The 23964-nt window shown below is 69.4% G+C and carries 24 protein-coding genes; 16 read left to right on the top strand and 8 right to left on the bottom strand.

Annotated elements, in window-relative coordinates; translation table 11 throughout:
• The first annotated feature begins 15 nt into the window (after positions 1 to 15).
• Entirely contained in the window at positions 16 to 288 is a 273-nt protein-coding gene (locus tag C8D87_RS36980) for a hypothetical protein (RefSeq protein ID WP_112230619.1), read from the top strand.
• Here C8D87_RS36980 and C8D87_RS36975 read toward each other — a convergent pair.
• Together C8D87_RS36975 and C8D87_RS36970 are read right to left on the bottom strand one after the other, a co-directional pair.
• The gene (locus C8D87_RS36975) at positions 285 to 695 is read right to left on the bottom strand and encodes a hypothetical protein (protein WP_146771979.1); all 411 of its coding nucleotides are present in this window, start codon (positions 693 to 695) and stop codon (positions 285 to 287) included. The genes C8D87_RS36980 and C8D87_RS36975 overlap by 4 nt on opposite strands.
• On the bottom strand, positions 692 to 1174 hold the full coding sequence (locus tag C8D87_RS36970; RefSeq protein ID WP_233442472.1) for a MarR family winged helix-turn-helix transcriptional regulator: 483 nt from the start codon (positions 1172 to 1174) through the stop codon (positions 692 to 694). Before C8D87_RS36970 ends, C8D87_RS36975 begins: the two co-directional genes overlap by 4 nt.
• Before the next feature lie 64 nt (positions 1175 to 1238).
• Between C8D87_RS36970 and C8D87_RS36965 the strand changes: the two genes are divergently transcribed.
• The 3 genes from C8D87_RS36965 to C8D87_RS36955 are packed head-to-tail and all read left to right on the top strand — an operon-like array spanning position 1239 to position 3762.
• Positions 1239 to 2702: an LLM class flavin-dependent oxidoreductase gene (locus tag C8D87_RS36965; protein ID WP_109635009.1), complete on the top strand. Its 1464-nt coding sequence runs from the start codon at positions 1239 to 1241 to the stop codon at positions 2700 to 2702.
• A 56-nt stretch (positions 2703 to 2758) separates the two neighbouring features.
• Positions 2759 to 3223, top strand: coding sequence for a hypothetical protein (locus tag C8D87_RS36960; RefSeq protein WP_112230613.1), 465 nt, complete (start codon positions 2759 to 2761; stop codon positions 3221 to 3223).
• Between the two features lie 50 nt (positions 3224 to 3273).
• Positions 3274 to 3762, top strand: coding sequence for a hypothetical protein (locus C8D87_RS36955; RefSeq protein WP_146771978.1), 489 nt, complete (start codon positions 3274 to 3276; stop codon positions 3760 to 3762).
• A gap of 17 nt (positions 3763 to 3779) precedes the next feature.
• Here C8D87_RS36955 and C8D87_RS36950 read toward each other — a convergent pair whose 3' ends face one another.
• Genes C8D87_RS36950 through C8D87_RS36940 form a run of 3 tightly spaced genes read right to left on the bottom strand, consistent with a single transcriptional unit; the run spans position 3780 to position 7914 of the window.
• Positions 3780 to 5864 (bottom strand): M6 family metalloprotease domain-containing protein, encoded by a 2085-nt coding sequence (locus C8D87_RS36950; RefSeq protein WP_112230610.1) that lies wholly within the window; start codon positions 5862 to 5864, stop codon positions 3780 to 3782.
• Between the two features lie 29 nt (positions 5865 to 5893).
• The gene (locus C8D87_RS36945; RefSeq protein WP_233442471.1) at positions 5894 to 7249 is read right to left on the bottom strand and encodes a HAMP domain-containing sensor histidine kinase; all 1356 of its coding nucleotides are present in this window, start codon (positions 7247 to 7249) and stop codon (positions 5894 to 5896) included.
• Entirely contained in the window at positions 7246 to 7914 is a 669-nt protein-coding gene (locus C8D87_RS36940; protein ID WP_109635018.1) for a response regulator transcription factor, read from the bottom strand. Before C8D87_RS36940 ends, C8D87_RS36945 begins: the two co-directional genes overlap by 4 nt.
• 155 nt (positions 7915 to 8069) lie before the next feature.
• Here C8D87_RS36940 and C8D87_RS36935 point away from each other — a divergent pair, with 155 nt between their 5' ends.
• The 6 genes from C8D87_RS36935 (at position 8070) to C8D87_RS36910 (ending at position 14144) form a co-directional block, all read left to right on the top strand.
• On the top strand, positions 8070 to 9287 hold the full coding sequence (locus C8D87_RS36935; protein ID WP_112230608.1) for a bifunctional glycosyltransferase family 2/GtrA family protein: 1218 nt from the start codon (positions 8070 to 8072) through the stop codon (positions 9285 to 9287).
• Between the two features lie 92 nt (positions 9288 to 9379).
• A complete protein-coding gene (locus tag C8D87_RS36930; RefSeq protein WP_325049749.1) occupies positions 9380 to 11254 on the top strand; it encodes an ArnT family glycosyltransferase in 1875 nt (624 codons plus the stop codon).
• Between the two features lie 248 nt (positions 11255 to 11502).
• The gene (locus C8D87_RS36925) at positions 11503 to 12813 is read left to right on the top strand and encodes a DUF2252 domain-containing protein (RefSeq protein WP_112230603.1); all 1311 of its coding nucleotides are present in this window, start codon (positions 11503 to 11505) and stop codon (positions 12811 to 12813) included.
• Positions 12743 to 12994, top strand: coding sequence for a helix-turn-helix domain-containing protein (locus C8D87_RS49330; RefSeq protein WP_411711526.1), 252 nt, complete (start codon positions 12743 to 12745; stop codon positions 12992 to 12994). Before C8D87_RS36925 ends, C8D87_RS49330 begins: the two co-directional genes overlap by 71 nt.
• The gene (locus tag C8D87_RS36915; protein ID WP_112230599.1) at positions 12981 to 13289 is read left to right on the top strand and encodes a hypothetical protein; all 309 of its coding nucleotides are present in this window, start codon (positions 12981 to 12983) and stop codon (positions 13287 to 13289) included. Before C8D87_RS49330 ends, C8D87_RS36915 begins: the two co-directional genes overlap by 14 nt.
• 246 nt (positions 13290 to 13535) lie before the next feature.
• Positions 13536 to 14144 carry a DsbA family protein gene (locus C8D87_RS36910; RefSeq protein ID WP_112230597.1) on the top strand — a complete coding sequence of 203 codons (609 nt, stop codon included), beginning with the start codon at positions 13536 to 13538 and terminating at the stop codon, positions 14142 to 14144.
• Here C8D87_RS36910 and C8D87_RS36905 read toward each other — a convergent pair.
• Positions 14138 to 15061, bottom strand: coding sequence for a GGDEF domain-containing protein (locus tag C8D87_RS36905; protein WP_112230595.1), 924 nt, complete (start codon positions 15059 to 15061; stop codon positions 14138 to 14140). The two genes, C8D87_RS36910 and C8D87_RS36905, sit on opposite strands and share 7 nt — an antisense overlap.
• 214 nt (positions 15062 to 15275) lie before the next feature.
• Here C8D87_RS36905 and C8D87_RS36900 point away from each other — a divergent pair, with 214 nt between their 5' ends.
• The 4 genes from C8D87_RS36900 (at position 15276) to C8D87_RS36885 (ending at position 19183) form a co-directional block, all read left to right on the top strand.
• Complete coding sequence (locus tag C8D87_RS36900) at positions 15276 to 15983, top strand: hypothetical protein (RefSeq protein WP_112230593.1); 708 nt, start codon at positions 15276 to 15278, stop codon at positions 15981 to 15983.
• Between the two features lie 64 nt (positions 15984 to 16047).
• A complete protein-coding gene (locus C8D87_RS36895; RefSeq protein WP_109635036.1) occupies positions 16048 to 16605 on the top strand; it encodes a hypothetical protein in 558 nt (185 codons plus the stop codon).
• The gene (locus C8D87_RS36890) at positions 16592 to 17806 is read left to right on the top strand and encodes an MAB_1171c family putative transporter (RefSeq protein ID WP_112230590.1); all 1215 of its coding nucleotides are present in this window, start codon (positions 16592 to 16594) and stop codon (positions 17804 to 17806) included. The genes C8D87_RS36895 and C8D87_RS36890 overlap by 14 nt, the downstream gene beginning before the upstream one ends.
• On the top strand, positions 17807 to 19183 hold the full coding sequence (locus tag C8D87_RS36885; RefSeq protein WP_112230588.1) for an NAD(P)/FAD-dependent oxidoreductase: 1377 nt from the start codon (positions 17807 to 17809) through the stop codon (positions 19181 to 19183). It abuts the gene before it with no gap.
• Here C8D87_RS36885 and C8D87_RS36880 read toward each other — a convergent pair.
• Entirely contained in the window at positions 19167 to 19640 is a 474-nt protein-coding gene (locus C8D87_RS36880) for a VOC family protein (protein ID WP_112230586.1), read from the bottom strand. The two genes, C8D87_RS36885 and C8D87_RS36880, sit on opposite strands and share 17 nt — an antisense overlap.
• Before the next feature lie 86 nt (positions 19641 to 19726).
• Here C8D87_RS36880 and C8D87_RS36875 point away from each other — a divergent pair, with 86 nt between their 5' ends.
• Positions 19727 to 20686: a helix-turn-helix transcriptional regulator gene (locus C8D87_RS36875; protein WP_112230584.1), complete on the top strand. Its 960-nt coding sequence runs from the start codon at positions 19727 to 19729 to the stop codon at positions 20684 to 20686.
• On the opposite strand, the gene C8D87_RS36870 is transcribed toward C8D87_RS36875, so the two are convergent.
• The gene (locus tag C8D87_RS36870; protein WP_112230582.1) at positions 20661 to 21140 is read right to left on the bottom strand and encodes a DUF4262 domain-containing protein; all 480 of its coding nucleotides are present in this window, start codon (positions 21138 to 21140) and stop codon (positions 20661 to 20663) included. The genes C8D87_RS36875 and C8D87_RS36870 overlap by 26 nt on opposite strands.
• A gap of 187 nt (positions 21141 to 21327) precedes the next feature.
• On the opposite strand from C8D87_RS36870, the gene C8D87_RS36865 reads away from it, so the two are divergent.
• Positions 21328 to 23808: a toll/interleukin-1 receptor domain-containing protein gene (locus tag C8D87_RS36865; protein ID WP_112230580.1), complete on the top strand. Its 2481-nt coding sequence runs from the start codon at positions 21328 to 21330 to the stop codon at positions 23806 to 23808.
• The last annotated feature ends 156 nt before the right edge of the window (positions 23809 to 23964 follow it).

The following is a 23964-nucleotide window of genomic DNA, read 5'->3' as shown; positions in this document are numbered from 1 at the left end:
CCTACGATCGGCCCCATGGGTACTCGCCGGCTGTGGATCGCGGCCTTCACACCGATCCTCGTCGGACTGCTGGCGGCGGGCGTCTTCGGCCACCGGGTGTTCCTGCTGGTCTTCTTGATCTGGCTCGGCGCCCTGGCCTGCGTGCTGCGCGCGGATGCGCTCACCGTCAGGGCACGCGGGCAGCAACAGCCCAGCGCCCGCCTGCTCGGGGCCCGGGCGGGGTGGCTGTTCGCCACGCTGGTGCTGATCTTCGGCAGTGCCGGGTTGCTCAACGCCGTGCTCGGCTAGCCGCGGAGACTTCCGTCGGCCGACGACGAGCAGTAGCGCACGCCGTTCAACTCGTCGAGGTTGTCGAACGTGGCCTGGTAGCCGTTCAGCATCGCGCCCTCGTAGGCCAGGGCCTGCTCGCCGCTCTGCACCACGTGCCGTGCCACGCCGGACGAATCGGTCGTGGCCTGCGCGATCAAACGCCCCTCCTCGCCGCCGGTCGGGCCGGTGGCTCGCGTGTAGAACGCCACGCGGCCGCCGGCGACGGGTGAACCGTCGGAGGTCAGCACGGCTTCCAGGGTCAACGGCGTGCCGGACGCCGGACGGGCTTCGAGTGCCGTGCCGGTGCAGAAGGCGCCGCAGGCCGACGCGGTCGTGGAGGTGGCAACGACCGCCAGGACCGGCAAAAGGCTCCTGAGCGAGATCATGGTGTGCCGGCGGCGATGTCCTGCAGGGCCTGGCAGGCGTTGTCCACCGGATCGGCGGCGTTGGCGTGCACGGCGAGCTTGGAGAGCAACGACTTCAGCGCGGCCTGCTCGTCAGGAGCCAGCCCGGCCAGCACGTGCGCCTCGGCCATGGCCAGCCGCCGGTCGAGGTCGGCCAGGCGGGCGCGGCCGGTCTCCGTCGCCACGACCAGGCGCGTGCGGCGGTCGGCCGGTGCGGGGCGGCGGGTCACCAGCGAGGCGCGTTCGAGGTCGTCGAGCAGGTAGGTCATGACCGTGCGGTCGATGCCCAGCTGCTGGCAGAGCGCGGACTGGCTTTCGGGCTGGTCACGGGTGGCGGCGGTGAGGATCTGGTAGCCGCGGTGGCCGCCCGGCAGGTCGCCGACCGCCACGTTCGTCGCCTTGACGTAGGCGCGGAAGATCACGCCGAGGGTCCAGCCGAAGTCGTCGTCGAGGGCGGTCACCCGGCCAATGATAGCCCCGACAGAACGTCTGTAGAACAGAACATCTGTGTGGCATACTTTCTGCATGCCAGATTACGGCCACTCGCTGGAGTTCGGGGTGTTCCTGCCACCGGCAGCCGACCAGTTCGGCGCCACGCTGCGGCTCGCGCAGACCGCCGACGTGCTCGGGCTGGAGCTCGTCAGCATCCAGGACCACCCCTACAACGCGACGTTCCTCGACACGTGGACGTCGTTGTCGGTAATCGCCGCGGCCACGACCAACGTCCGCGTCTTTCCCAACGTCGCCAACCTGCCGTTGCGGCCCCCGGCGATGCTCGCGCGTGCCGCCGCGAGTCTCGACGTCATCACCGGCGGACGCGTCGAGCTCGGGCTCGGCGCCGGGGCGTTCTGGGACGCCATCGCCGCCATGGACGGGCCGCACCGCACCCCGGCCGAGTCGGTCGAGGCGCTCGAAGAGGCCATCGCGGTGATCAGGACACTGTGGACACCCGGTCACGGGATCCGCCTGCAGGGCAAGCACTACTCGCTCAACGGCGCCCGTCCCGGACCGTTCCCCGCGCACGACGTCGGCATCTGGGTCGGCGCGTACAAGCCGCGGATGCTGCGGCTGGTCGGCCGTCTCGGCGACGGGTGGCTGCCGTCGAGCCCGTACGCGCCGCCGGAGCAGCTGGCCGGGATGAACGCGATCATCGACAGGGCCGCGGCAGAGGCGGGCCGGTCACCGAGGGACATCCGCAGGCTCTACAACATCGACGACGCGTTCACCGCCGAGCAGCTCGCCGGGCTCGCGCTGAACGAGGGCATCAGCGGGTTCATCCTGATGGTCAACAGCGACGACGATGTGCGCAGGTTCGCCGAGGAGGTCGCACCAGCCGTGCGCGAGATCGTCGAAGAGGAGCGCAAAGGCCCAAAAGCACCGGCCGTTGACCGGCTCGGCGTGATCCCGACGCCGGACGACGGCACCCGGCTCTCGGCCGAACGACCGTGGGACGAGTCGAAGCGCCCGACCGGCCCGGCACCCGAAGCGGACGCCGTCTACACCGCGTCCGGCCGTGCGCTCGGCCGACAGCTGATCGACGTGCACGACCACCTGCGGCAGGAGCTGAACAAGGTCCGGTCACTGGTGAAGCAGGTCGCTGACGGCACGCTCGCGGTGGGCGACGCCCGTTCGGAAATCAACACGATGACAATGCGCCAGAACAACTGGACCATGGGCGCGTACTGCGAGAGCTACTGCCGCCTGGTGACGATCCACCACACGCACGAGGACAGGTCGCTCTACCCCCAGCTGCGGCGGGGAGATGAGCGTCTCGGCCCGGTGCTCGACCGGCTGACCGAGGAGCACCACGTCATCCACGACGTCCTCGAACGCGTCGACGCCGCGCTCGTCGCCACCGTCGGCGACCCGAAGCGGATCGTGGACCTGCAGGACGCCGTCGACGTTCTCACGGACACGCTGCTCTCACATCTGTCCTATGAGGAGCGTGAGCTGGTGGAACCGATGGCGCGAATCCCGTACCACTACTGAGTGCACCTCGGCGTGTGCGACGCGAAGTCGCACGCGAAACCCCGCAGACTGGGTGCGTGGACACCAGGAAACGAGTCGATCCGGTCCGGCGCGGTCGCACGATTCTGGGCGCGTCGTTGGTGATCACAGCCGCAGCCGCGGGCACACGGGCCGCCGTGGCGTTCCGCCACGAGGCGGAGACGGAGCTCGCGATCCGGGCGAAGGGCGGCCTGGACGTCACCATCGCACTGCACACCGGACTGACGTACGCCTGGCTCGCGTTCGCGGTGCTCGCCGGCATCGCCGCGGTTCCGCTGCTCGCCAATGGGTCTGGGCGAACGTTCGCGGCCGGGATCTGTTACGCGCTGGGCATGCCGTTGCTGCTGCTCGGCATCGGCGTGCCCGCAGCGGTTTCCGCGGTCAGGACGCTGACGTGGGTGGCGTGCGGCGCCATCCTGCTGCTGGCGTGTCTCGTCATGCTGACCTCCGGACCCGTTCCACAGCAACGACAGCAGCGTCGCAGGCCCGCTCGGTCCCGCTGAATTCTCCATTCCGGACACTTGGGCCGTGCGTGCCTGGCATCGTGTCCGCCATGATCGAGACAGCCCGGCTGGCCGGGTTCTTCACCGCACACGGAATCTGGTGCGTATCAGAGGGAGAGACGCTCGTCCCGCTGATCGGCTACCTGCACGCCGACGGCGAGTACGGCATGGACCGGCTGATGTACGACGACTACGCGGAAGGTGTCCGCGCCGGGCAGGACGCGCTGGCGGACGGCGACCCCAGCTGGATCGGCGCCGTGCTGGTGGCCGACGGTTACGTCCACCTCGACCAGGGCAAGACGGACGCGTTGATCGTCGAGGCCGTGCAGTACGGCCCGTACCGGCAGAGCATGCAGCTGGCAGTGCCCTACCGCACGGCCGACGACCCGTGCGGGTTCGCGGTGCACAAGCCCAAGTTCATGAACGCGGACTGCGACGACCCGGAGTTCGACGCGCTGGCCGAGGCGTTCTTCGTCGGTACGACTTCGCACACGGAGGCCCACGAGGTGTGGGAGGCGCACCTGGACGAGTCGGTCTAGGTGCGCCTCCGGAACCGTTAGCGCCCGGTCACCGTGCAGGTGGCGGTCGCGGTCTTGGCCGGGTTGCTCTCCGACGTGGCCGTGAGAGTCACCTTCGACATCACCGGCCCACCGGTGCGCTGCGCGTGCACCGGAACATCGACGCGGCCGCCGAACTTGGCCGTGGCCAACGAGTTCGGCACCGAGACGGACCAGCCGTTCTCCGCCTTCGCCGTCACGCGGTACACGTCACCGTCGAGGTACTGGTCGACGGGCTCGGGGTGCTGACCCGCCGGAGGCGCGGTGCGACCGGTGTTGGTCAGCGGGAAGCGGCACGTCGCGACGCCGGAGCCGTCGACGCGAGCCGCGGCAGGGCCGACCCGCACACCCCGCTGCTGCGGGCCCGCGCCGTCGAGCGACCGGATCGCCACCGTGTAGGACAAGATGCCGCGCGCGTCGCGTTGCACGTCCAGCACGTAGAAGTGCAGGCGGTTGGCCGCGTCGACGTACTCGTACTCGCTGCCCGAGTTCGTGCCCGCGTGGAACAGGGCGTCCGACAGCTGCCGGTAGTCGCCGACCGTGATGGGCACCCTGGTGCCGTCGGGCAGGACGTAGTCGGTCATGCCGATGTCCTGCGGGTTGGCGTCGATCACCCACGTGAACGGTGCCGCGTCCTGGTTCTTCGTCTTGGCCAGCAACACACCCGCGTCCGGCGTGAACGAGTCGGCACCCATCCTGTCCACGACTTCGAGCGTGTAGTTGTTGTAGCCGCCGCCGTCGCAGAACGGGTTGGTCGTGACGTTGCACGCGGGTGACTTGTCACCTGTGCCCAACGCCAGGTTGATGCCCGTCAGGCCGTTCGTGCCGGGGTTGACCTCGCGGGCGGTGATCTTCGCGATCACCGTGCCGGAGCCGGCGAGCGCTTCCCTGGACAGGCGCAGCACGTTGCGCTCGTCGACGATGCCGAGCTTGATCTTGTTGCGCAGGGTTTGTTGCGCGCCCAGGGATCCGCCACCGGTGGCGGGGATCGCCCAGCGCGAGTGCGGGCCGCCCGGACCGTTGAACGAGCCGCGCGACAGCATGTCCCACGGGCCGCTGTAGTCGCGGCGCGGCGGGCTGCCGTACGGGTTGTTGTAGTTGTCGCCGATGCCGAGGATGTGGCTCAGCTCGTGTGCGTACACGCCCTGGCCCGAACTCTCTGCCTGGGTGGACGAACCGCCGCCCGCGTTGGGCCAGATCGACGAACCCGCCGCCCACGACGTCCAGTCGACGTAACGGGTGCGCGACCAGTTCGGCAGCGCCGGGTCCGGCGGGCCGAAGTCGTCGGTGACGTCCTCCTTGGTCCGGAACTTCATCATCCCGAACTCCTGCCACGTGCCGGACTCGTCCTGGCCAGCCGACAGGTAGTAGATGAAGTCGTAGCCCGCGGGCACTTCCGAACCGACATCAGCGACCCACGCGGCACGGCCGTCGGTGCGGATGTTGCGGTTGCACAAGTCACCGGCCGGGCAGCCGGTGCCACCCTGGAACTCCATGGCGTACTCGTGGTCCTTGCCCGGCATCGTGTACGGGCCGAACGCCTTCAGCTCGACGCCGTAGCGCCCGCCGGAGGTCTCCATCCAGTACTCGTGCACGGTGTGGCCGCGGTTGAGGCCGTTCGGCTTGTTGAGGAAGTCCTGGTAGAACTGCGCGACCCGGTCGCGGGGAACACCGTTGGCCTCGGCGCTCGGGTTGCCGAACACCGTGGAGTTCCTGGGCTGCGTGACGACGAACGGCTGGTTCGGGTAGTCCAGAAGGACCAGCGCGCCCTTGAAGTTGCGCACCGAACCGCGCACCGACGGGTCTGCCCAGTTCGTGCCGGGGATCTTCTTGTAGTCCCGTTCCCACGTCATGTGGTCGGGGTTGACCCAGTTCTGCGGGTCGACGGGGCCGGGGAACCCGGGGAGTGCCGCCACGCGAGCCGCGTCCCTGGTCTGCTGCCAGGGCTGCTGCTGCGGCCAGTGGTCGAACTGCCACGGATGTGTTGGCTGGTCAGGGGAAGCGGCTGAGTTGCCGGCGGTGATCATCGCGACCGATAACAGCGCGGTGATCAGCAGGGCAGGGCGCCGGTGTGTGCGGTCCATACCACCACCGTGGTGCAGAGCCGCCCGCGTCAACCACCGACGATCGTCGGCAGGTTGAGGCGAACCGAGGCACCCCGCCCGTTCGGCACGAACCGCGCGGAACCCCCGTGCACCGCGACGATGTCCGCCACGATCGCGAGTCCCAGACCGGAACCGGGAAGGCCGCGGGCATCTGGGGCACGCCAGAACCGTTCGAACGCCACTTCCCGGTGCTCCACCGGCAATCCGGGACCCTCGTCGGTCACGGTGAGCCAGCCCGGCCGGGAGCGGACGGTGATGGTGGAACCCGCCGGGGCGAACTTCACCGCGTTGTCCAGGAGGTTCAGCACACTGCGTTCGAGCGCGGCCGCGTCGCCGGTGGTCCGCCACGGCGAGCGGTCGACGTCGAAGACGTGGTCGTGGGCACGGCTGCGGGCGCGTTTCACCGCGCGGTCGATCACCTCGGCGACCTCGACGGGCTCGCGGGCGAGCTCGCGGTCGTCGCGGGCGAGCACGACGAGCTCGGTGACCAGGTCGCTGAACTCCTGGCTCTGCGCCTGCAGACGGTCGAGGACGTCGCCGCGCTGCGGCAGCTCACGACCCGTCCGTTCGCTGCGCACCAGCAGGTCGATGTTGGTGCGCAGGCTGGTCAACGGCGTGCGGAGCTCGTGGGCGGCGTCGTTGACGAGATTTCGCTGGCGGCGGCGGGATTCGGCCAGTGCCCGGGTCATCGCCGTGAAGGCGCGGCCGAGTCTGCCGACCTCGTCCTGGCCGGAGACGGTGACCGGGGTGGTGAGGTCCTCGGTGCGGGCGATGTGTTCGACGGTCTCGGTGAGGCGCTCCATCGGGGCCAGCGCGCGGCGGGTCAGCCACAGGCCGAGCCCGGCGACCAGCAGCGTGCCGAGAACCGCGACGCCCACCAGCACGCCGGCCAGCGCGGTCAGCGTGTCGTCGATCTCGACGAGGCTGCGGCTGAGGATCAGGACGTCGCCGTTGTCCAGCGGTACCAGCAGGACCCGCACCGGCGTGCCCGACGCGGTCTGGCCGTCGCGGAACGTCGTCGTGCTCGCCTGATCATCGCCGGGCGCGGTGACGGCCGGGTCGACGCCGGGCGGTGCGCACGTGCTGCCGTCCAGCTTCAGCAGCTGGATGCCCTGGAGGACCTGTTGCAACCCCGCGCTGGGCACGCCCACGTCGCACCGCAGCTTGAACTCCCGTCTCAGCCCCGGTGCCGGTGGTGCGACGACGGGCGCCGGCAGGCTCGCGAGCATCGACTTGTCCAGCTGGGTGCGCAGGTTGTGCTCGGTGACGAGCCAGGTGACGACGCTGATCCCGCCGATGGCCACGGCCACCACGCAGGCGGTGATCAACGCGAGTTTGCCGCGCAGCAACACCGGGGCCTTCACGGTGACTGCTCGCGCAGGATGAAACCCATGCCGCGCACGGTGTGCAGCAGGCGGGAGCGGCCGTCCGCCTCGGTCTTGCGGCGCAGGTAGCCGATGTACACGTCGAGGTTGTTGGTGCCCTGGTCGTGGCCCCACACGGCGTGTTTGAGGTACTGCTTGGTCAACAGACGCCCCGGATCGCCGAGGAAGACCGCCAGCAGGTCGAACTCGGTGGGGGTCAGGTCGAGCCGCCGGCCGGCCCTGGTGACCTCGCGTGCCTGCGGATCCATGGTCAGGTCGGCGAAGTGCAGCAGGTCCGGGGTGGTCCGCTGACGGTTCTGCTTGAGCAGGGCGCGGACGCGGGCCAGCAGCTCCTCCAGCGCGAACGGCTTGACCAGGTAGTCGTCGGCGCCCGCGTCCAGGCCGGTGACCCTGTCGCCCAACGCGTCGCGGGCGGTGAGCATCAGCACGGGCAGCCGCTCTCCCGCCGCACGCAGCCGCCGGCAGGCCTCCGAGCCGTCGACGCCCGGCATCATCAGGTCGAGGATCGCGAGGTCGACGCCGGTGAGAAGGCGCAACGCCTCGGCCCCGTCCGCGGCGGTGGTGACCTCGTAGCCCTCGAACTCGAGACTGCGCCGCAGGCTGTCCCGCACGTCCGGGTCGTCGTCCACCACGAGCAGTCGCATGGCAACGACGGTAGAGACGAAGCCTGTGAGTCCGCTGTGTGACACCGCCGCCTCTCACGAATCTCTCAGCAGAAGCCAAGGACGTTCTCACGACCGCGTCAGCACGCTCGGTGGTGCAGCGGTCACGGCTGCGTCCACAGTGGAACGGAGAACCAATGGCGGTGAGCACCGCACAGGCCACGGGGACGGTCGACATCATGATCCCCGTCTACAACGAGGAACGCGCTCTGCCCGGCTGCGTCGAGGTGCTGCACGGTTTTCTCGAGGAGCAGTTCCCGTTCGACTGGTCGATCGTGGTCGTGGACAACGCCAGCATCGACAGAACCCTGGAGGTGGCCAGGGACCTGGCCGAGCGGTACGAGCGGGTGCGCGTGCACCACCTCGACCGCAAGGGCCGTGGACTGGCCCTGCGGGAGTCGTGGGGTGCCAGCGAGGCGGCCGTCGTCGTGTACATGGACGTCGATCTCTCCACCGGCCTGGACGGGTTGCTGCCGCTGGTCGCACCGCTGCTCAACGGGCACTCCGATCTCGCGATCGGCTCGCGGCTGGCGCCCGGTTCGCGGACGGTTCGCGGGCCTCGGCGCGAGCTCGTCTCCCGCGGCTACAACGCGTTGATCCGGCTGACGCACGGAGCTCGGTTCAGCGATGCCCAGTGCGGCTTCAAGGCGGCGCGGACAGAGGTCGTCCGGCCGTTGCTCGACCGGGCTCGCGACGAGGCGTGGTTCTTCGACACCGAACTGCTGCTTTTGGCCGAACACAACGGTTTGCGCGTGCACGAGGTGCCGGTGGACTGGGTGGAGGACGTGGACAGCCGGGTCGACGTCGTCAGCACCGCGATCGACGACATCAAGGGCCTGATCCGCGTGGCGCGGGCCAAGGCCAACGGCACGGCGCTCGTTCGCGGGCTGCCGCGCCGGCCGCAGCCCCGCGCCATCCACCCCGACGCCGTACTGAGCCGCAGCGAGGGCGGGCTCTCCTGGCAAATGCTGTCGTTCGCGGTCATCGGCGTGATCTCCACGCTCGCGAACCTGGCTCTGTACGGCGTCTTCCGGCTCTGGTGGCCGGTGCTGACCGCCAACCTCGCCGCTCTGGTGATCACCACTCTCTTCAACACGGAGGCCAACCGCCGCTTCACCTTCACGGCCCGCAACACCGCCCGTGGCAGGACACATCTGCAGGGCCTCGTGGTGTTCGGCCTCTACTACGCGTTCACGTCGGCCGCCCTGCTCGTGTTGCACGCGGCCGCTCACAACCCTCCCCGCGCGCTGGAGCTGATGGTGCTGCTCGGCTCGTCGGCCATCGGCACCGTGGGGCGTTTCTTCCTGTTGCGGAGCTGGGTGTTCCGCCGGGACGACCGAAAGGACCACGCATGACCGCCACTGCAGAAGTGGCCTCTCCCGCTGACACGCCGGAACCCGCACGCCCCTCTCGCTGGCCCCGCTGGGCGCTCGCAGGAATCTGCTTCGTGGCAGGGGTTCTGTACGTGTGGGCGATCGGCGCCGGTCAGATCGGCAACGCGTACTACTCGGCTGCCGCGAAGTCAATGTCGACGAGTTTCACCAACTTCCTGTTCGGCTCGTTCGACCCGGCGGGTGTGGTGACCGTCGACAAGCCGCCGATGGCGTTGTGGCCGCAGGCTGTCGCCGTGTGGATCTTCGGGTTCCACGGCTGGGCCGTGCTGCTGCCGCAGGTGATCGAAGGAGTGGCGGCGGTGTTCCTGTTGCACCGCACGGTCCGGTTGTGGGCCGACGAGAAGGTGGCGTTGCTCGCCGCGTTGATCCTGGCACTGACGCCGATCACCGTGGCGATCAACCGGGACAACAACCCCGACACGTTGCTGGTGTTGCTGCTCGTGGCCGCGGCCTATGCGTTCACGCGGTCAGTGCGTGCCGAAGAGAGTCGTACTCGGACGAAGTGGCTGTTGTGGTGCGCGTTCTTCATCGGCTGCGGGTTCCTGACCAAGATGCTGCAGGCCTGGATCGTGGTGCCGGCGTTCGCGCTGGCTTATCTGGTAGGGGTGTCCGCGCCGGTGAAGCGGCGGATCCTCGACCTGCTGGCCGCGGCTGCGGTGCTGGTGGCGTCGTCGTTCTGGTGGGTGGCGCTGCACGCCTGGTGGCCGGGGTCCAAGCCGTACATCGGGGGCAGCACGGACGGCAGCGCGTGGGATCTGATCATCGGCTACAACGGCCTCGGCCGGGTGTTCGGCGGCAGCGGCAACCGGGGAGGAGGCAGCGGCCAGCAGCCGGAGATGATGTTCTACGGGCCCAACGGCGTCGAGACGGGTCCAGGCGCGATGTTCGGCGGCCAGGCCGGTCCGGCCCGCATGTTCGACGCGGCGGTCGGCGGGCAGATCTCGTGGCTGCTGCCGTTGTCGCTGCTCGTGCTGGCCGCTGTCGCCGTCGCGGGGGTCCTGCGACGGCGGGCGGGGATTCCCGGCAACGCCCCCGAACGGGCGGGCTGGTTCATGTGGGGCGGCTGGCTGCTGGTCGCGGCGGCGGTGTTCAGCTTCGCCAGGGGCATCTTCCATCCCTACTACACGACGATGCTGGCGCCCGCGATCGCCGCGATCAGCGCCGCGGGGCTGATGATGTTCTGGCGGGCCAGGAGCCGCGTGCGCTTCCTGCTGCCGCTGTCGGTCGCGATCACCGCAGCGTGGGCGTTCGCCGTGGTCTCCCGCGACACCGCCTGGCACGGGTGGACGCGGTGGGCCGTGCTCGGGGTCGCCGTGGTTGCGATCATCGGGCTGCTGGCGGGCCTGCGCCGGGCGGGCCTGGTGGCCGCGCTGGTCGCGGTGCTGCTGACGCCCGCGGTGTGGTCGGCCGCGACCGCTGCCAGGGCCACCGGCAACGGCGTGATGCCCGCCGCCGGGCCGATGATGCCGCTGGGTGGTGGCCCGCCTCCCGGCGCTCAGCCGAACGGCCGGCAGAACCGTCCGCAGATCGGCATGATGCCGGGGATGGGCGGCAACCGCGGTGAGCTGACCGAGGAGCAACGCCGAATCCTCAACTACGCCAAGGAGAACAGCGGCGGTGCCGAGATCACGCTCGCCGTCTCGGGTCCGGCGCAGGCGGCCGCGCCGTACATCATGGGCTCGGACGAGGTGGTGATCGGCATGGGCGGGTTCTCCGGTTCGGACAACGCGCCGTCGGTCGGCCAGCTGCAGGAGTGGGTGAGCTCCGGCAAGCTGAAGTTCGTGCTCAGTCCCGGTGAACGCGGTGGTCCTCGCGGTGGTGGCCGTGACGACAAGGGCCGCCAGGAGTGGATCCAGCAGCACTGTTCCAAAGTGGACCCGAGCGCGTACGGCGGATCCGCCGAGACCCTGCTGGAGTGCCACGCGTGAGGTGGAGCCGTTCGTGCCCGGCACGAACGGCTCTGTCTAGTCGTCCACCGCGACCAGTGCCTCCTCGTTGTCCTCCTCGTCGTCGTGCTTCGCCTCGTCGACGAGCCCGAGCATGCGATGCACGTGTTCCTTGCTGGCTCCGAACATGAAGCACATGCCGTCGACGCTAGGCGCGCCCTCCGGTCAGCGGCTTCTCGATTCCTGCCTGAATTCGTGCTGAGATTTGCGTCCTCAGGAGGGAGCGCACCATGGCCGATCGCGGTGACCGCATTGTGCACGTGCTCGAGGAGGCCTTCGTCGGTCTGATGACCGCCGATCCCGCCGCGTTCCGGCACAAGTTCCGCAAGATGGCAGCCGAACCGTTCGCGTTCTACAGAGGCAGCGCGTGCCTGTTCTACGCCGACATGGCCGAACTGCCCGACGAGTGGACCGACGACCGCACCAGCCGCATCTGGATCCAGGGCGACCTGCACGCGCAGAACTTCGGCACCTACATGGACGCCGAGGGCACCCTCGTCTTCGACGTGAACGACTTCGACGAGGCCTACCTCGGCTCCTTCACGTGGGACCTCCGTCGCTTCGCCGCCTCGATGGCCCTCCTCGGCTGGCGCAAGGCGCTGCCGGACAGCGTCATCACCGACCTGATCCGCACCTACGTCTCCGCCTACGTGACCCAGGTCCGCGCGTTCGCCGACCACCCGAACGACGAGCTCTTCAGCCTGCGCCTCGACAACACCGAGGGCGCCCTGCACCGCGTCCTGCAACGAGCCCGCCTGGCCACCCGCATCGGCCTGCTGGACGAGAAGACCGTCATCGTCGACTACGAGCGCAGGTTCCGCCGCGACCGCGAGGGCATCCACGAACTGACACCCGCCGTGCGCGCCGCCGTGGCCGAGGCCTTCGCCTCCTACCTGGACACCATCCCCACCGGCAAGCGAGCCAGCAGCCGCACCTACACCGTCAAGGACGTGATCGGCCGCAGCGGCTTCGGCATCGGCTCAGCCGGCCTCCACGCCTACAACATCCTGGTGGAAGGCCGCACCCAGGCCCTGGAGAACGACGTCGTCCTCTCCATGAAACAGGCCAACGTCGCCGCCCCGAGCCGAATCGTCTCCGACCAGGGCATCCGCGACTACTTCACCGACCACGGCCACCGCACCGCCGTGTCGCAACGAGCCCTGCAGGCCCACGCCGACCCGTGGCTCGGCCACACCCAGATCGACGGCGTCGGCTACGTCGTCGCCGAACTCTCCCCGTACGAGGCCGACCTGGACTGGTCCGACCTGACCGAGCCCGCCGACCTGCTCCCGGTCCTCGGCTATCTGGGCCGCGCCACCGCCAAGATGCACTGCGTGGCCGACGAGGACTCCGCGCAAACCCTCGTCGCCTTCCAGTGCGAGGAGGCCATCGCCGGGGTGATCGGCGACCGCGCGGAGGCCTTCACCGATTCGATCATCTCGTTCGCCCTCGACTACGCGCGGCAGACGCGTGAGGACCACCGGCTGTTCGTGGACGCGTTCCGCGAGGGGCGGATCAGGGGTGTCGGCTCGACCGCGTGAGGCGTTCGGCGTCTGCGGCCAATCGACCGACAGGAAGTTCGATTTCCCCTCCGACGACGCTCAGCACGACCTCGACGATCTGGGGGCGCTGCTGCGCACGCATCGGAAGAGGGCTGGGCTCACGGGCGTGGAGGCGGCGCGTCGGGCCGGGTTCACCCGGTCCCCAAGTGTCCAAGGTTGAGAACGGCATCCTGCTGCCGAGCCGGGAGGACGTGCGACGCCTGACGACGGCGCTCGGCATGGACTCGGCGGCCACCGGCGAGGCGGTCGAACCGGCACGCAGGCTGGAGATTGGCCAGCCCGCCCGGCGCATCGTGCTGCGCAGGGGCTCACTCACCGAGCACACGACGCTTCTCGCCAGGCTCGGTCCCACCGACAGCGTCGTGGCGGCCGACCCCGCTGCCGCACCCGACTGGTTGCGCACCCGCGACTACCTGCTCGCGGCGTCCGGACCGCTCAGCGACGGCAAGCATTGAAAGAAGTCGCGGAACACCTGCGGGACAAGGGATTCCTCAGACCGGCGTCGACGAGGCCACGGACGTGCTGTGGTTCTGCTTCGGGTTCGGGGCGTGGCGGACGCTGGTCAAGGAGTGCGGCTGGTCCTGGGACGACGCCGAGCGGTGGCTCGCCCGGCAGGCCGTCACGATCTTCACCAGCTGAGACGGGAGTGCGGGTCGTCACAGAGGGAAATATCTGACGGAGCCAGGTGCTTTGCTCTCACCGTGAAGCTCGTCTACGTCTTCGACGCCTACTGCGGCTGGTCGCACGCGTTCTCCGGCACCCTGCAGGAGGTCATCGCACGCCATCCGGACCTGCCGGTCGAGGTGGTCTCCGGTGGACTGTTCACCGGGCAGCGGCGGGTGCCGATCCGCGAGTTCGGGTTCATCAAGGGGGCCAACGTCCAGGTCACGGCGCAGACCGGGGCGCGGTTCGGCGATGCCTTCAACGCGGTCCTCGACGAGGGATCGTTCGTCATGGACTCCGAGGCCGCGGCCCGCGGGCTGATCGCGTTGCGCCAGGCCGCGCCAGAACGGGCCGCCGAGCTGGCGATCGCCATGCAGAAGGCGTTCTTCCACGACGGCTTGAGCCTGTCCGACGCGAAGACCTACCGGAAGATCGCCGACGAGTTAGGCCTCGACTCCGACGCCGTCGTGGTCGCGTTCAAGACCGCGGTGCCCGACGCCGACTTCCAGCTGGCGGCCCGGTTCGGCGTGAGCGGCTTTCCGACGCTGATCGCCGTGCGCGGCAACGACGCATACGCGCTCGCACGTGGACACGCGAACATCGAGCAGATCGAACAGCGCCTTGCAGGCCTGCTCGCCAGTCAGTGAACGTGGTGGCGGTTCGTCCACGCCGCCACGGCCGGCAGCACGTCGGCGATCCACTCGCGAGCAGCGGTGGTGAGCTCGTAGCGTGCGGCACGTCGGTGTACGAAACCCTTGTCCTGCAGGGACTCCAGGGTGCTGTACACCGTCGAGCCCAGCGTCGCGACGAGCTCTTCCGACGCCTTCGCGCCGTCGGACAGCGCGACCAGGACGTGCGGCAGCTGATCACTGCTCATCAGGTCCTGCAACGCGAGCAGGTGCTGCAGCGCGGAGGTCTCGGTGTTCCGCTCGGCTGCGCACGCGTTCGGATCGTGCACCTGGACGCGGGCACGGCCCTGACGCTTGGCCCGCTGCAACGCCGCGTCGGTGTCGCGGACGAGGTCGATCAACGTGTCGTCACCCACGGGAACGTGGGCCGCGACGCCGATCGACGCGGTCTGCCCGTACAACGTCATGCCGTAGCCGTCGTTGGTGGTGATCTCGGTCTGCAACCCGCGAATCCCACGCAGCATCCGTTCGGCCACGACGGTCGCCTCACCCGCGGTGGTGCGCGGCAGCAGCACGAGGAACTCGTCGCCGCCGTACCGGCACACGAGGTCTGACGAGCGCGTGTGCGTCTTCAGGACGCCGGCCACGTCGCTCAGCACGACGTCTCCAGCGGGGTGGCCGTACTCGTCGTTGATCTTCTTGAAGCGGTCGAGGTCGATCATGAGGAGCGCGACCTGCTCCCACCGGCGCTGAGCACGGCGGTACATCGCGGGTGCCTGGTCGTCCCAGCCCCAGCGGCCCAGCAGGCCCGTGAGGCGGTCCGTCGCCCACGCACCCACTGGTTGCGCGCACGAACCACACCGCGAGGGAGCGCTCTCGTCGTGCAGGCGCAGAGAACCGTGGCCCACCGGAAGCCCCATCCGCGCAGTCGCCATGAGTCCCCCCAGACATCAGCTTTGACTGGCCCGAACTGCCGCTTTCAACTCAGGTGACGTCGTTCGGATCAAACACGACACAACAGTTGAAGCGGCGGAGTGTGATCATAGGGCTACACAGCGGTGGATTCAACCCCTGTGATGTCATATGCTCTGCGGATTCCACAACAGTGGAATGATCGCTGGCCAGGGGTCGCTCCAGCGGAGGTGTGGCGTGAGGCCGTTCGCCGAGGTGCTCAACGAGCTGTGCAACAACCCGCCCAACGGCCAGGGCAAGGTGACCAACGTAGCGCTCGCCGCCGCGGTGAAGTCACAGGGTGGGGACATCGGGCACGGCTACATCTCGCAGCTTCGGCTCGGTGTGAAGGACAACCCGACCTGCCAGGCCATCGTCGACCTCGCCGGCGCGCTCGGTGTGCACCCCGCCGTGTTCCTCGGCGGCCGCCGTGAACTGCACCCCGGTGAGCAGCCCGGCTGGCGCACGAACGCGTTGAGCACGCTCTTCGAGGCGGTGCACCCGCCCGACCGCGGACCCTGGTCGCCGGAGGAGGTCGCGGCCTCGATCAGCTCGTCCGGCCAGTTCGGCAGCATCTCCGCGAGCTACATCCGCGAACTGCTGAGCAACACCAGCGACAACCCGCGCCTCAAGCACATCCTCGGCCTCGCCGACCACTTCGGCGCCGATCCCGCCTACTTCTTCGACGACGACCTCGCGGCTCGGGTCGACTCGGAGCTGACCGACTTCCTGGCACTGCGCGAACTCGGCGTCGTCGAGTTCGTCACCCGTCTGGCCGAACGTACGGGCGAACTGTCCCCGCAGGCCAGGGCTGCTGCGGTAGAAGGGTTCCGACAGGCGCTCGAAGTCGGCGAGGGCTGGTCGTTCCCGCTGAACAGCCGCCGTACATCCGCGGACCACACTTGATGACGACACCGGCGTGAAGATCTCTGCCTGGACCGTTGCAGACGACATCGAGAGGAGGCGACGGGTGAACCGCAGGAAACTGCGCAAGCTGGTCGACGAGGTCGCCCGTGACCTCGACCTGCCGCCCGACGCCACGCACCGGGACGCGAGCCGCCGGGTCTGCGAGCTGATGAGCGAACGGCTCGGGCGCCCCGTCGACGTCCGCTTCGCCGCGATCACGAACGCGGTCTGCCTGACCGGTGCGACCGCGTTGCTGGAGAACGGCACGTACCTCGTGATCTGCGCCGACTCCCCGTCCTGGTACCACCGCCTGCACGTGCTGCTGCACGAGTTCGCGCACGTGCTGCTGGCGCACCAGCCGGTGGCGCTGAGCCGCAGCGAGGGCATGCGCAAGCTCGCGCCGCACCTGCTGCCGCGGATGGCGCAGATCATCGCGGGCAGGACGACGCTCACCGAGGACGAGGAGCGCGAGGCCGAGAACCTCGCCGACCACCTGCTGGAACGCCTGACGGAACACCGCGTGTGGGCCGACACGGCCGCCACCGAGGAGCCCGCGCACGTGCGCCGGGTGGCCGAGTCTCTCGAAGGAAGATCTCGCTGGGTGCGTCGTGGCGATCTTTAACCTGATCTACCTCTCGTGCGGCATCGTCGGTCTGCTCCTGCTCGCGTACAAGATCCGTGCGCTGCGGTCGAGCTGGGGCAGCCCGCGGGTGGTGGCGTTGATCGCCACCGTGTTCTTCTCCGCGTTCGCCGTGCTCTTCGCAGCGCCCGCGAACATCACCTGGATCAACTGGGTCAGCGGAGTGCCGAACTTCGCCGCGTTGCTGGTCTACGGCCTCGTCGTCGGCTTCGCGGGTTCATCGTTCGCACTGGTGTTGTACTGGCGGTACCCGCCTGCCCAGGCCTGGCAACGGGTCCGGCTGATCCTCGTCAGCTACACCTCGATCGTCGCAGCGATGATCGTGCTGTTCTTCAAGTCCGAGATCCAGGAAGAACGCCAGGTCGACTTCGACACGTTCTACGCCACGCAGCCGACAGTCGCCGTGTTCCTGTTCATCTACCTCGTGGCCACCGGGGTCGGCTGCGGTGGCCAGGCGTACCACTGCTGGCAGGGTGCGCGGGACGAGGCGATCTCCGCGCGGCCGTGGCTCGCGCGCGGCCTGCGGTGGTACTGCTTCGCCGGGCTCTTCCCGGTGGCGTTCGCGGTCATCAAGCTGTTCGTGCTGATGATGAACTGGTTCGGCGAGCGCAGCTTCGACATCCTGAGTCTGACCGCGCCGCTGATGGCGTCGCTGAGCATGATCCCGCTGGTGATCGCGATGGCGCTGCCGGTCTTCGGACCGCGCCGCCCGTCGCCGTCGCTGTGGGTGCGGCGCTGGCGGACCTACTTCGCGCTGCGGCCGCTGCACCGCGCTCTGGTGCACGTGAACCCCGGCATCGTGCTGGTGGCGCCGGGCAAGCTCCTCAACCCGCACCACCGCGTGCGCAGGCAGATCATCGAGCTGAACGACTGGCGCTGGGCACTCACGCCGTACTTCGACCTGTCCGTCGGTGAGACCGCGACTTCGCTCGCACGCCAGGCCTCGCTGCCCAAGGACGAGGTCGCCGCCGTCGTGGAGGCCGCCCAGCTGCGGGCCGCGGGGTCCGGCGGGCGCAGGACTCCGGCCAAGCGCCGTCCCGCCTCGGAGATCGTCGACGGCACCGACCTCGCCGCCGAGCACGACCGGTGGGTGCGGATCTCTCGTGCCTACCAGCACTCGCCGATCGTGGACGCCGCGGTCGCCGGCGCCGTTCGCGTGGACGCAGCAGGGGGAAAAGAGTAGATGGCACCCACACACGCCGTTGTTCTCGGCGGCGGACTCGCGGGCATGCTGGCGGCGTCCGTCCTCGTCAGACACGTGGACGAGGTCACCGTCGTGGAACGCGACAAGCTGCCGGACGGGCCTTCGCCGCGGTCCGGCGTGCCACAGGCCCGGCACGCGCACCTGCTGATGTCGGGTGGCGCCCGTGCGATCGAGTCCCTCTTGCCCGGAACGCTGGACGCGTTGTTCGCCGCCGGCGCGCACCGCATCGGCGTGCCGAACGACCTGGTGTCGCTGAGCGCCCAGGGCTGGGTGCCGCGGTTTCCCGAGATGCAGTTCATCGTCTCGTGCAGTCGCGGCCTGCTGGACTGGGTCGTGCGCAGCCAGGCGTTGCGCGACAACAAGATCACCGTGCTGACCGGTACCGAACCCGTCGCGCTGCTCGGTGATCGGCACGCCGTCACCGGTGTGCTGGTCGAGGACCGGATCTCCCGCGAGCAGATCTCGTTGGAGGCCAACCTCGTCATCGACGCGACCGGACGCGGTTCGCGGTTGCCCGCCTGGTTGACCGAGTTCGGGCTGCCGCCGGTGCACTCCGAGAGCGTCGACTCCGGGCTCGCCTACGCCACCAGGATCTTCCGGGCTCCCGCTGCCGCCGCTTCCGGGTTCCCGATCGTCAACGTGCAGGCGAACCCCCGAGATCCGCATCCCGGCTGCACGGCCACCCTGCTACCGATCGAGGACGGCAGGTGGCTCGTGACGCTGTCCGGGACCAGGGGCGGGGAGCCGTCCACCGACGAGTCGGAGTTCGTGTCCTTCGCGCGGTCGGTGCGCAATCCGGTCGTGGGTGAGCTGATCGCCTCGGCAGAGCCGATCTCGCCCGTGTACGGGTCGCACAGCACCGCCAACCGCCGGATGTTCTTCGAGCGCTTGAAGTCCTGGCCCGCGGGATTGCTGGCGCTGGGTGACTCCGTGGCCACCTACAACCCCGTCTACGGGCACGGCATGTCGATCGCCGCTCAAAGTGCTCAGGCGCTGGACGCCGGGTTGACGGCCGGGCACGGGACTCAGCAGATCCAGCGCAGCATCGGCAAGGTCGTGGACGGCGCCTGGGCCATGGCCACCAACCAGGACATCCTTTATCCGGGAGCCGTGGGCAAGCCGCTGCCGCTGGCCGGGCGGGTGCTGCAGCGGTACGTGGACCGGTTGGTGCGGACGGCCACCACTGAGGCCGCGGTGACACGGACGTTCATCGACGCGTTCACCCTGTCCGGGCCCATGGCGAAGCTGCTCAGCCCCAAGATGGTGTGGGCGACGATGCGCGGGCCCCGGCGCGAGGTGTCGCCGGAGTCCACGCTGACCGCCGCTGAGCGGGAGCGGGTCACATCTGCGGAATGAGGTCCGCGCCCTGCACGTACTCCATGTTCTTGATGAACGCCGGGTCCTGCATCCTGGCGTTCAGCTCCTCCGGGGTCGGTTCCGCGACGCGCTGGTGCACCCACCACAGGTTGCCGAACGGGTCGAAGAAGCGGCTGACCCGGTCGCCCCAGAACAGCTCGGTCGGCTCCGTGACGACGGTGCCTCCCCGCTCGCTCGCCTTCTTGAGCGTCGCCGCGTCGTCGGCGACGTACAGGCGGAGGAAGGCAGGGGTCTTCGGCCACTTCGGGTTGTCGAACATCATCACCACCGAGTCGCCGATGCGGACCTCGGCGTGGCCGATCTCCGGGGCCTCGCCGACGCGGCCGATCTCGGTCGCGTCGAACACCTCCGTGACGAAGTCGATCAGCTCGGCCGTGCCGCCGTTCGTGATGATCCACGGGGTCACGGTGTGGTAGCCCTCGGGCACGACGTTCATCAGTCCATTCCCTTCGTCGCTGTCGGAGCGACCGTACGACCTGTATAGGACGATTCCGGTCCTAGTTCTGGACTAGGTTGGCGGACATGAGTGATGCGGCCCGGTTGTTGCGTCTGCTGTCGCTGTTGCAGACACCCCGCGAGTGGCCGGGCAGCGAGCTGGCGGAGCGGCTGAGCGTGACGACGCGGACGGTGCGGCGGGACATCGACAGGCTGCGCGACCTCGGGTACCCCGTCGAGGCCACGATGGGCGTGTCCGGCGGGTACCGGCTGGTCGCGGGCAAGGCGATGCCGCCGTTGCTGCTCGACGACGAGGAAGCCGTGGCCATCGCGGTCGGGCTGCGCACAGCTGCCAGGCAACCCGTGGCAGGCATCGCCGAGGCGTCACTGCGGGCGCTCGCGAAGCTGCAGCAGGTCCTGCCGCCCCGGCTCGCGCGCCGGGTCTCGTCGCTCACGTCGGCCACCGCGCCTTCCGCGTCGTCGTTCGCCTCGCTGGTCGACCCGGCTCAGCTCACGGTGATCGCCGGAGCGGTGCACGCCAGGGAACGGGTGCGGTTCGCGTACGTGTCCAACGACGGTGTGGTGTCGAAGCGGCACGTCGAGCCTGTTCAGTTGGTAGCGCTCGGCCGGCGCTGGTACCTCCTCGCCTTCGACGCGGAACGGGACGACTGGCGGATCTTCCGGCTGGACCGGGTCTCCGAAGCGGTGGCCACCGGGGCCAGGTTCGCGGCACGGGTCGCGCCAGGTGGGGACGCGACGCAGTACGTGACGCAGAAGATGTACGAGTCGGCGCCCACCTATCGGGCTCGCGCGACGTTGCGGTTGCCCGTGGAGCTGGCACGGGCCCGGCTGGCGGACTTCGCCGGCGACCTGTCAGCCCTCGACGACTGCTCGTGCACCTGGCACAGCGTCGAGGACACGATCGACTACCTCGCGTTCCGCCTGACCTTGCTGGGGTGTGACTTCACCGTCCACGAACCACCCGAGCTCGTGAACCACCTGCGCGGGCTGGGCGAGCGGATCAGCCGCTCGGTGGGCTCGCCCTGACACCGAGGACCGGCTGGCCGCCGGCCACGCCTTCGTAGGACGGCTCCCAGGGCCAGCGGCCCGCCTCGTCGGCGTGGACGAGCTGCAGGGCCTTGATGCCCTCACCGAACAGGCGGGCGGACACGAGGAGGTGCGCCCACGGGCGTTCGACGCGGACCACTTCCAGCAGCGGGCCGCCAGGTAGGGCGAAGCGCCGGCCCGGAGAGGGCACGCAGCTGTGGGCCACGTGTTCCGCGGTGTCGTCGAGGAGGCGGCCGGCCTCCAGGACTGGCATGCCCGTGACGACGAGTTCCGGCAGTCCCCGCAGCGACAGGCCCACGGTGTAGGCCCAGGGCGGATGGGCTCGGGCGCGTTCCATCGCCTGGACGGCCCAGCCGCGCGCGTCGATGCAGCGGCGCAGGGTGGCCAGGTGTTGGTCCATGCGGCTGGCGGGGTGGTCGCAGTCCCAGCACATCAGAGGTCTCCTCGGGGTTGGAGTGAGCGGGCGGGGTCGTGCCTCGTCCAGTGTGCCGAGGAGCACCGACAAGATCGTTTGGGCAGTTCGTGGACAGAAGATGGACAAACGATCGCTCGGCCGTCTGGATCGTTAATCTGCGACGCACGGACGAACGTGCACGCCGCATCACTGGCCACAAAGGACGGTGACCGAGTTGGAGGCCGAACCCGGCACACCCCTCGCCCACGCGATCCGAGCGGCCAGGGCGGCCGCCCGCCGCGGCGACGTGCACGGGGCCGACCACGCCTACACCGCGGCCGTCAGGATCAGCCGGATCATCGCCCACGAGCACTGCGCCACCCTGCTCAGCCTCGGCGCGATCGGAAAAGCCGCCCAGCGCTGCGACGAGTACCTCACCGCGGACGACACCGGCCTGAGAGTTCTCAGGGCCCAGATCCGCAGTGCGGCGACCGATCACGCCAAGGCCACGCAGGACGTGCGCGAACTGCGGAAGCGAGACCTCACGGAGCTGCAGCGGGCGGTGCTGGCGCGGGTTGCCGCCCTGGCCGCCGCCGACCGCTACGACCACCCCACCGCGGAAAGCGAGCTGGACGCCGCCGAACGCCACTTCCGCCGCGCGGGCCGCACCGAGCACCTGGAAGCCATCGGCAACGACCGACTCCTCCTCGACGTGCGCAGAGCCAGCCACGCCCCGAGGCTCGACGATCCGGCTCCACGCACGCCTGCCGAGCTCCTGCAGCGGGCAACAGCGCTCAGACGCGATCTCCGCTACGAAGAAGCACTGGCGCAGATGACGAGATGCGTCACGAGCTACGAGATCGAGCCCGCGCTGAGGCCCGCCGTCCTCCACGAGCTGACCGTCCTGCTCGTGATGACCAGACAGGCGGGCGCGGCCCGGCGCCTCTTCCCGCTCCTGGTGGCCGCCAGAGGCCCGGAAGTGCTGTCGCAGCTGCCCGACGCCACCCAGACGCTCAGCCCCGACCGCCGTCTCGACCAGGTCCGCCGCCTGATCGCGGAGAACGAGCTCACCGCGGCGGAAAGCCTGCTGGGCGAAGGAAACTCACCGCTCTGGCACCTCACCGCGGGCGAGCTCGCGTACGCGAGGGGACGGCTCGACCAGGCCGCCCGGCACTTCCGCCAGGCGTCCGCCCGCACTGACCACACCGAGCTCAAAGCGTTGGCACTGCGCAAACTCGGCGACACGTGCGCCGACGCGGGAGACGAAGAGCAGGCGGTGCAGTGCTGGAACGAAGCCCACCACGCCGACGGCCGCGTCCTCGCCGCGGTCCGCCGTGTCCACCGCGACGGGGAGAAGGCCCTGGCAGGTCTCGTGGTCGCCGTCGAAGCTGCCCGAGGCGCGGATCCGCCGAGGTCGACCGACGTGAAAGCCGCACGACGCTGGCTGCGCAGGACGACCAGGAAGCTTCCCCGCGACCAGGTCGTGTGGATGATGCACGCCACGCAGGACCAGCTGCACCACGTCATCGTCGGCCGCAAGATCACGCACATCGCCACCGACGTGCACATCAGCGAGCTCACCAGGACGGTGCACCAGCTCAGGGCGTGGAACCCGGGACACGACCCGGCGATCATCGGCAGCCTGCTCACCGAGCTGACCGGCCTGATCGCGCTGGAAGAGGTGCTCGACGCCCTGCCGCCGAAGGTCACGAGGATCGCGGTGGTGACGAGCGACGTCCTGGCGGGAATCCCGCTGGCGGACCTGCCCGTCCCCGGCAACCACCTGGGCCGCACGCACACCCTGTCTCACCTGCCATGCCTCTCGGCCCTCACCGGAGGCGACGCGGGCTTCCCCGCCAAGGCGGGCCCGCTGCGCAGAAGGCTCAGGAAGAACGGAGAACCAGTGCCGCTCGAAACCCGCCCCAAGGTGTTCCTGTCGTTCGCGGACAAGGACCGCCCGCACGCCGAACAGCTGCGTGACGAGCTGGAGGCCCGCAACGTCAACGCCTGGCTCGACGAGCACGCGACAGTGCCCGACGCGCTGGCCACCTCCGACTACCACGTCCTGCTGTGGTCGGCGAACACCGCGCTACGCGAGCAGGTCACCGAGGAGTGGGCCGCGGCGTTCAACCGCGAGCTGACCCGCCGCCGCGCCTTCCTGTTCATCGTCCGCCTCGACGAGGAACCGCTGCCACCACTGCTCGCGCCACGCAAGCACATCGACCTCGTGGAGGCCGCCGACCGCCTGGTCACGACGTGGCGCGCGGACCGCAAGTCGGAGCTTCCGGTGTTCCCGCAACCGGTACCGCCGGCGCCGGGCGGCCCGACCGTGGCGATCTCGGTGCGCAGCCACGACCTCGGCGTCACGCACGTCGTCATGACGCCGTTGCACCTCACCGGAGCCGAGCTGCACCGCACGGTGTTCCAGGCGCTGCGGCTGCCCACCGAGCAGGCCACGTTCGACGGCACGGCCGGGATGAGGTTCTCCTACGAGCTGTTCTCGCAGAACAAGCCGATCCGCGCCGATGAGTCCACTGTGGATCTGATGTCCGACCTCGTCGACATCTCCGTGCACATCGAGTCGATCACCCCGCGACGGCCGTACAGCAACAGGGAGTACCGCCCGGACGACGATCTCGACGAGGGGTTCGACGTCGACCGGCAACGGATGCTGCTCGTCGCCGCTTTCCGTCATCTCCTTCCATGAAAGGGCACCTGCCCCTGGGAAACGAGGCCCAGGGGCAGGTGCGTCGATCAGAACCTTTCGACTAGGACCTGCGACGGCGCGCGACCAGTGTCATGAACGCACCGGCGAGCAGCAGGGCCAGGCCGGAGCCGAGCAGGGCCCACACCGCGGCACCCG

This window comes from Lentzea atacamensis, assembly GCF_003269295.1.
Lineage (GTDB): Bacteria > Actinomycetota > Actinomycetes > Mycobacteriales > Pseudonocardiaceae > Lentzea > Lentzea atacamensis.
This window is presented reverse-complemented; position numbering and strand designations above follow the sequence as displayed.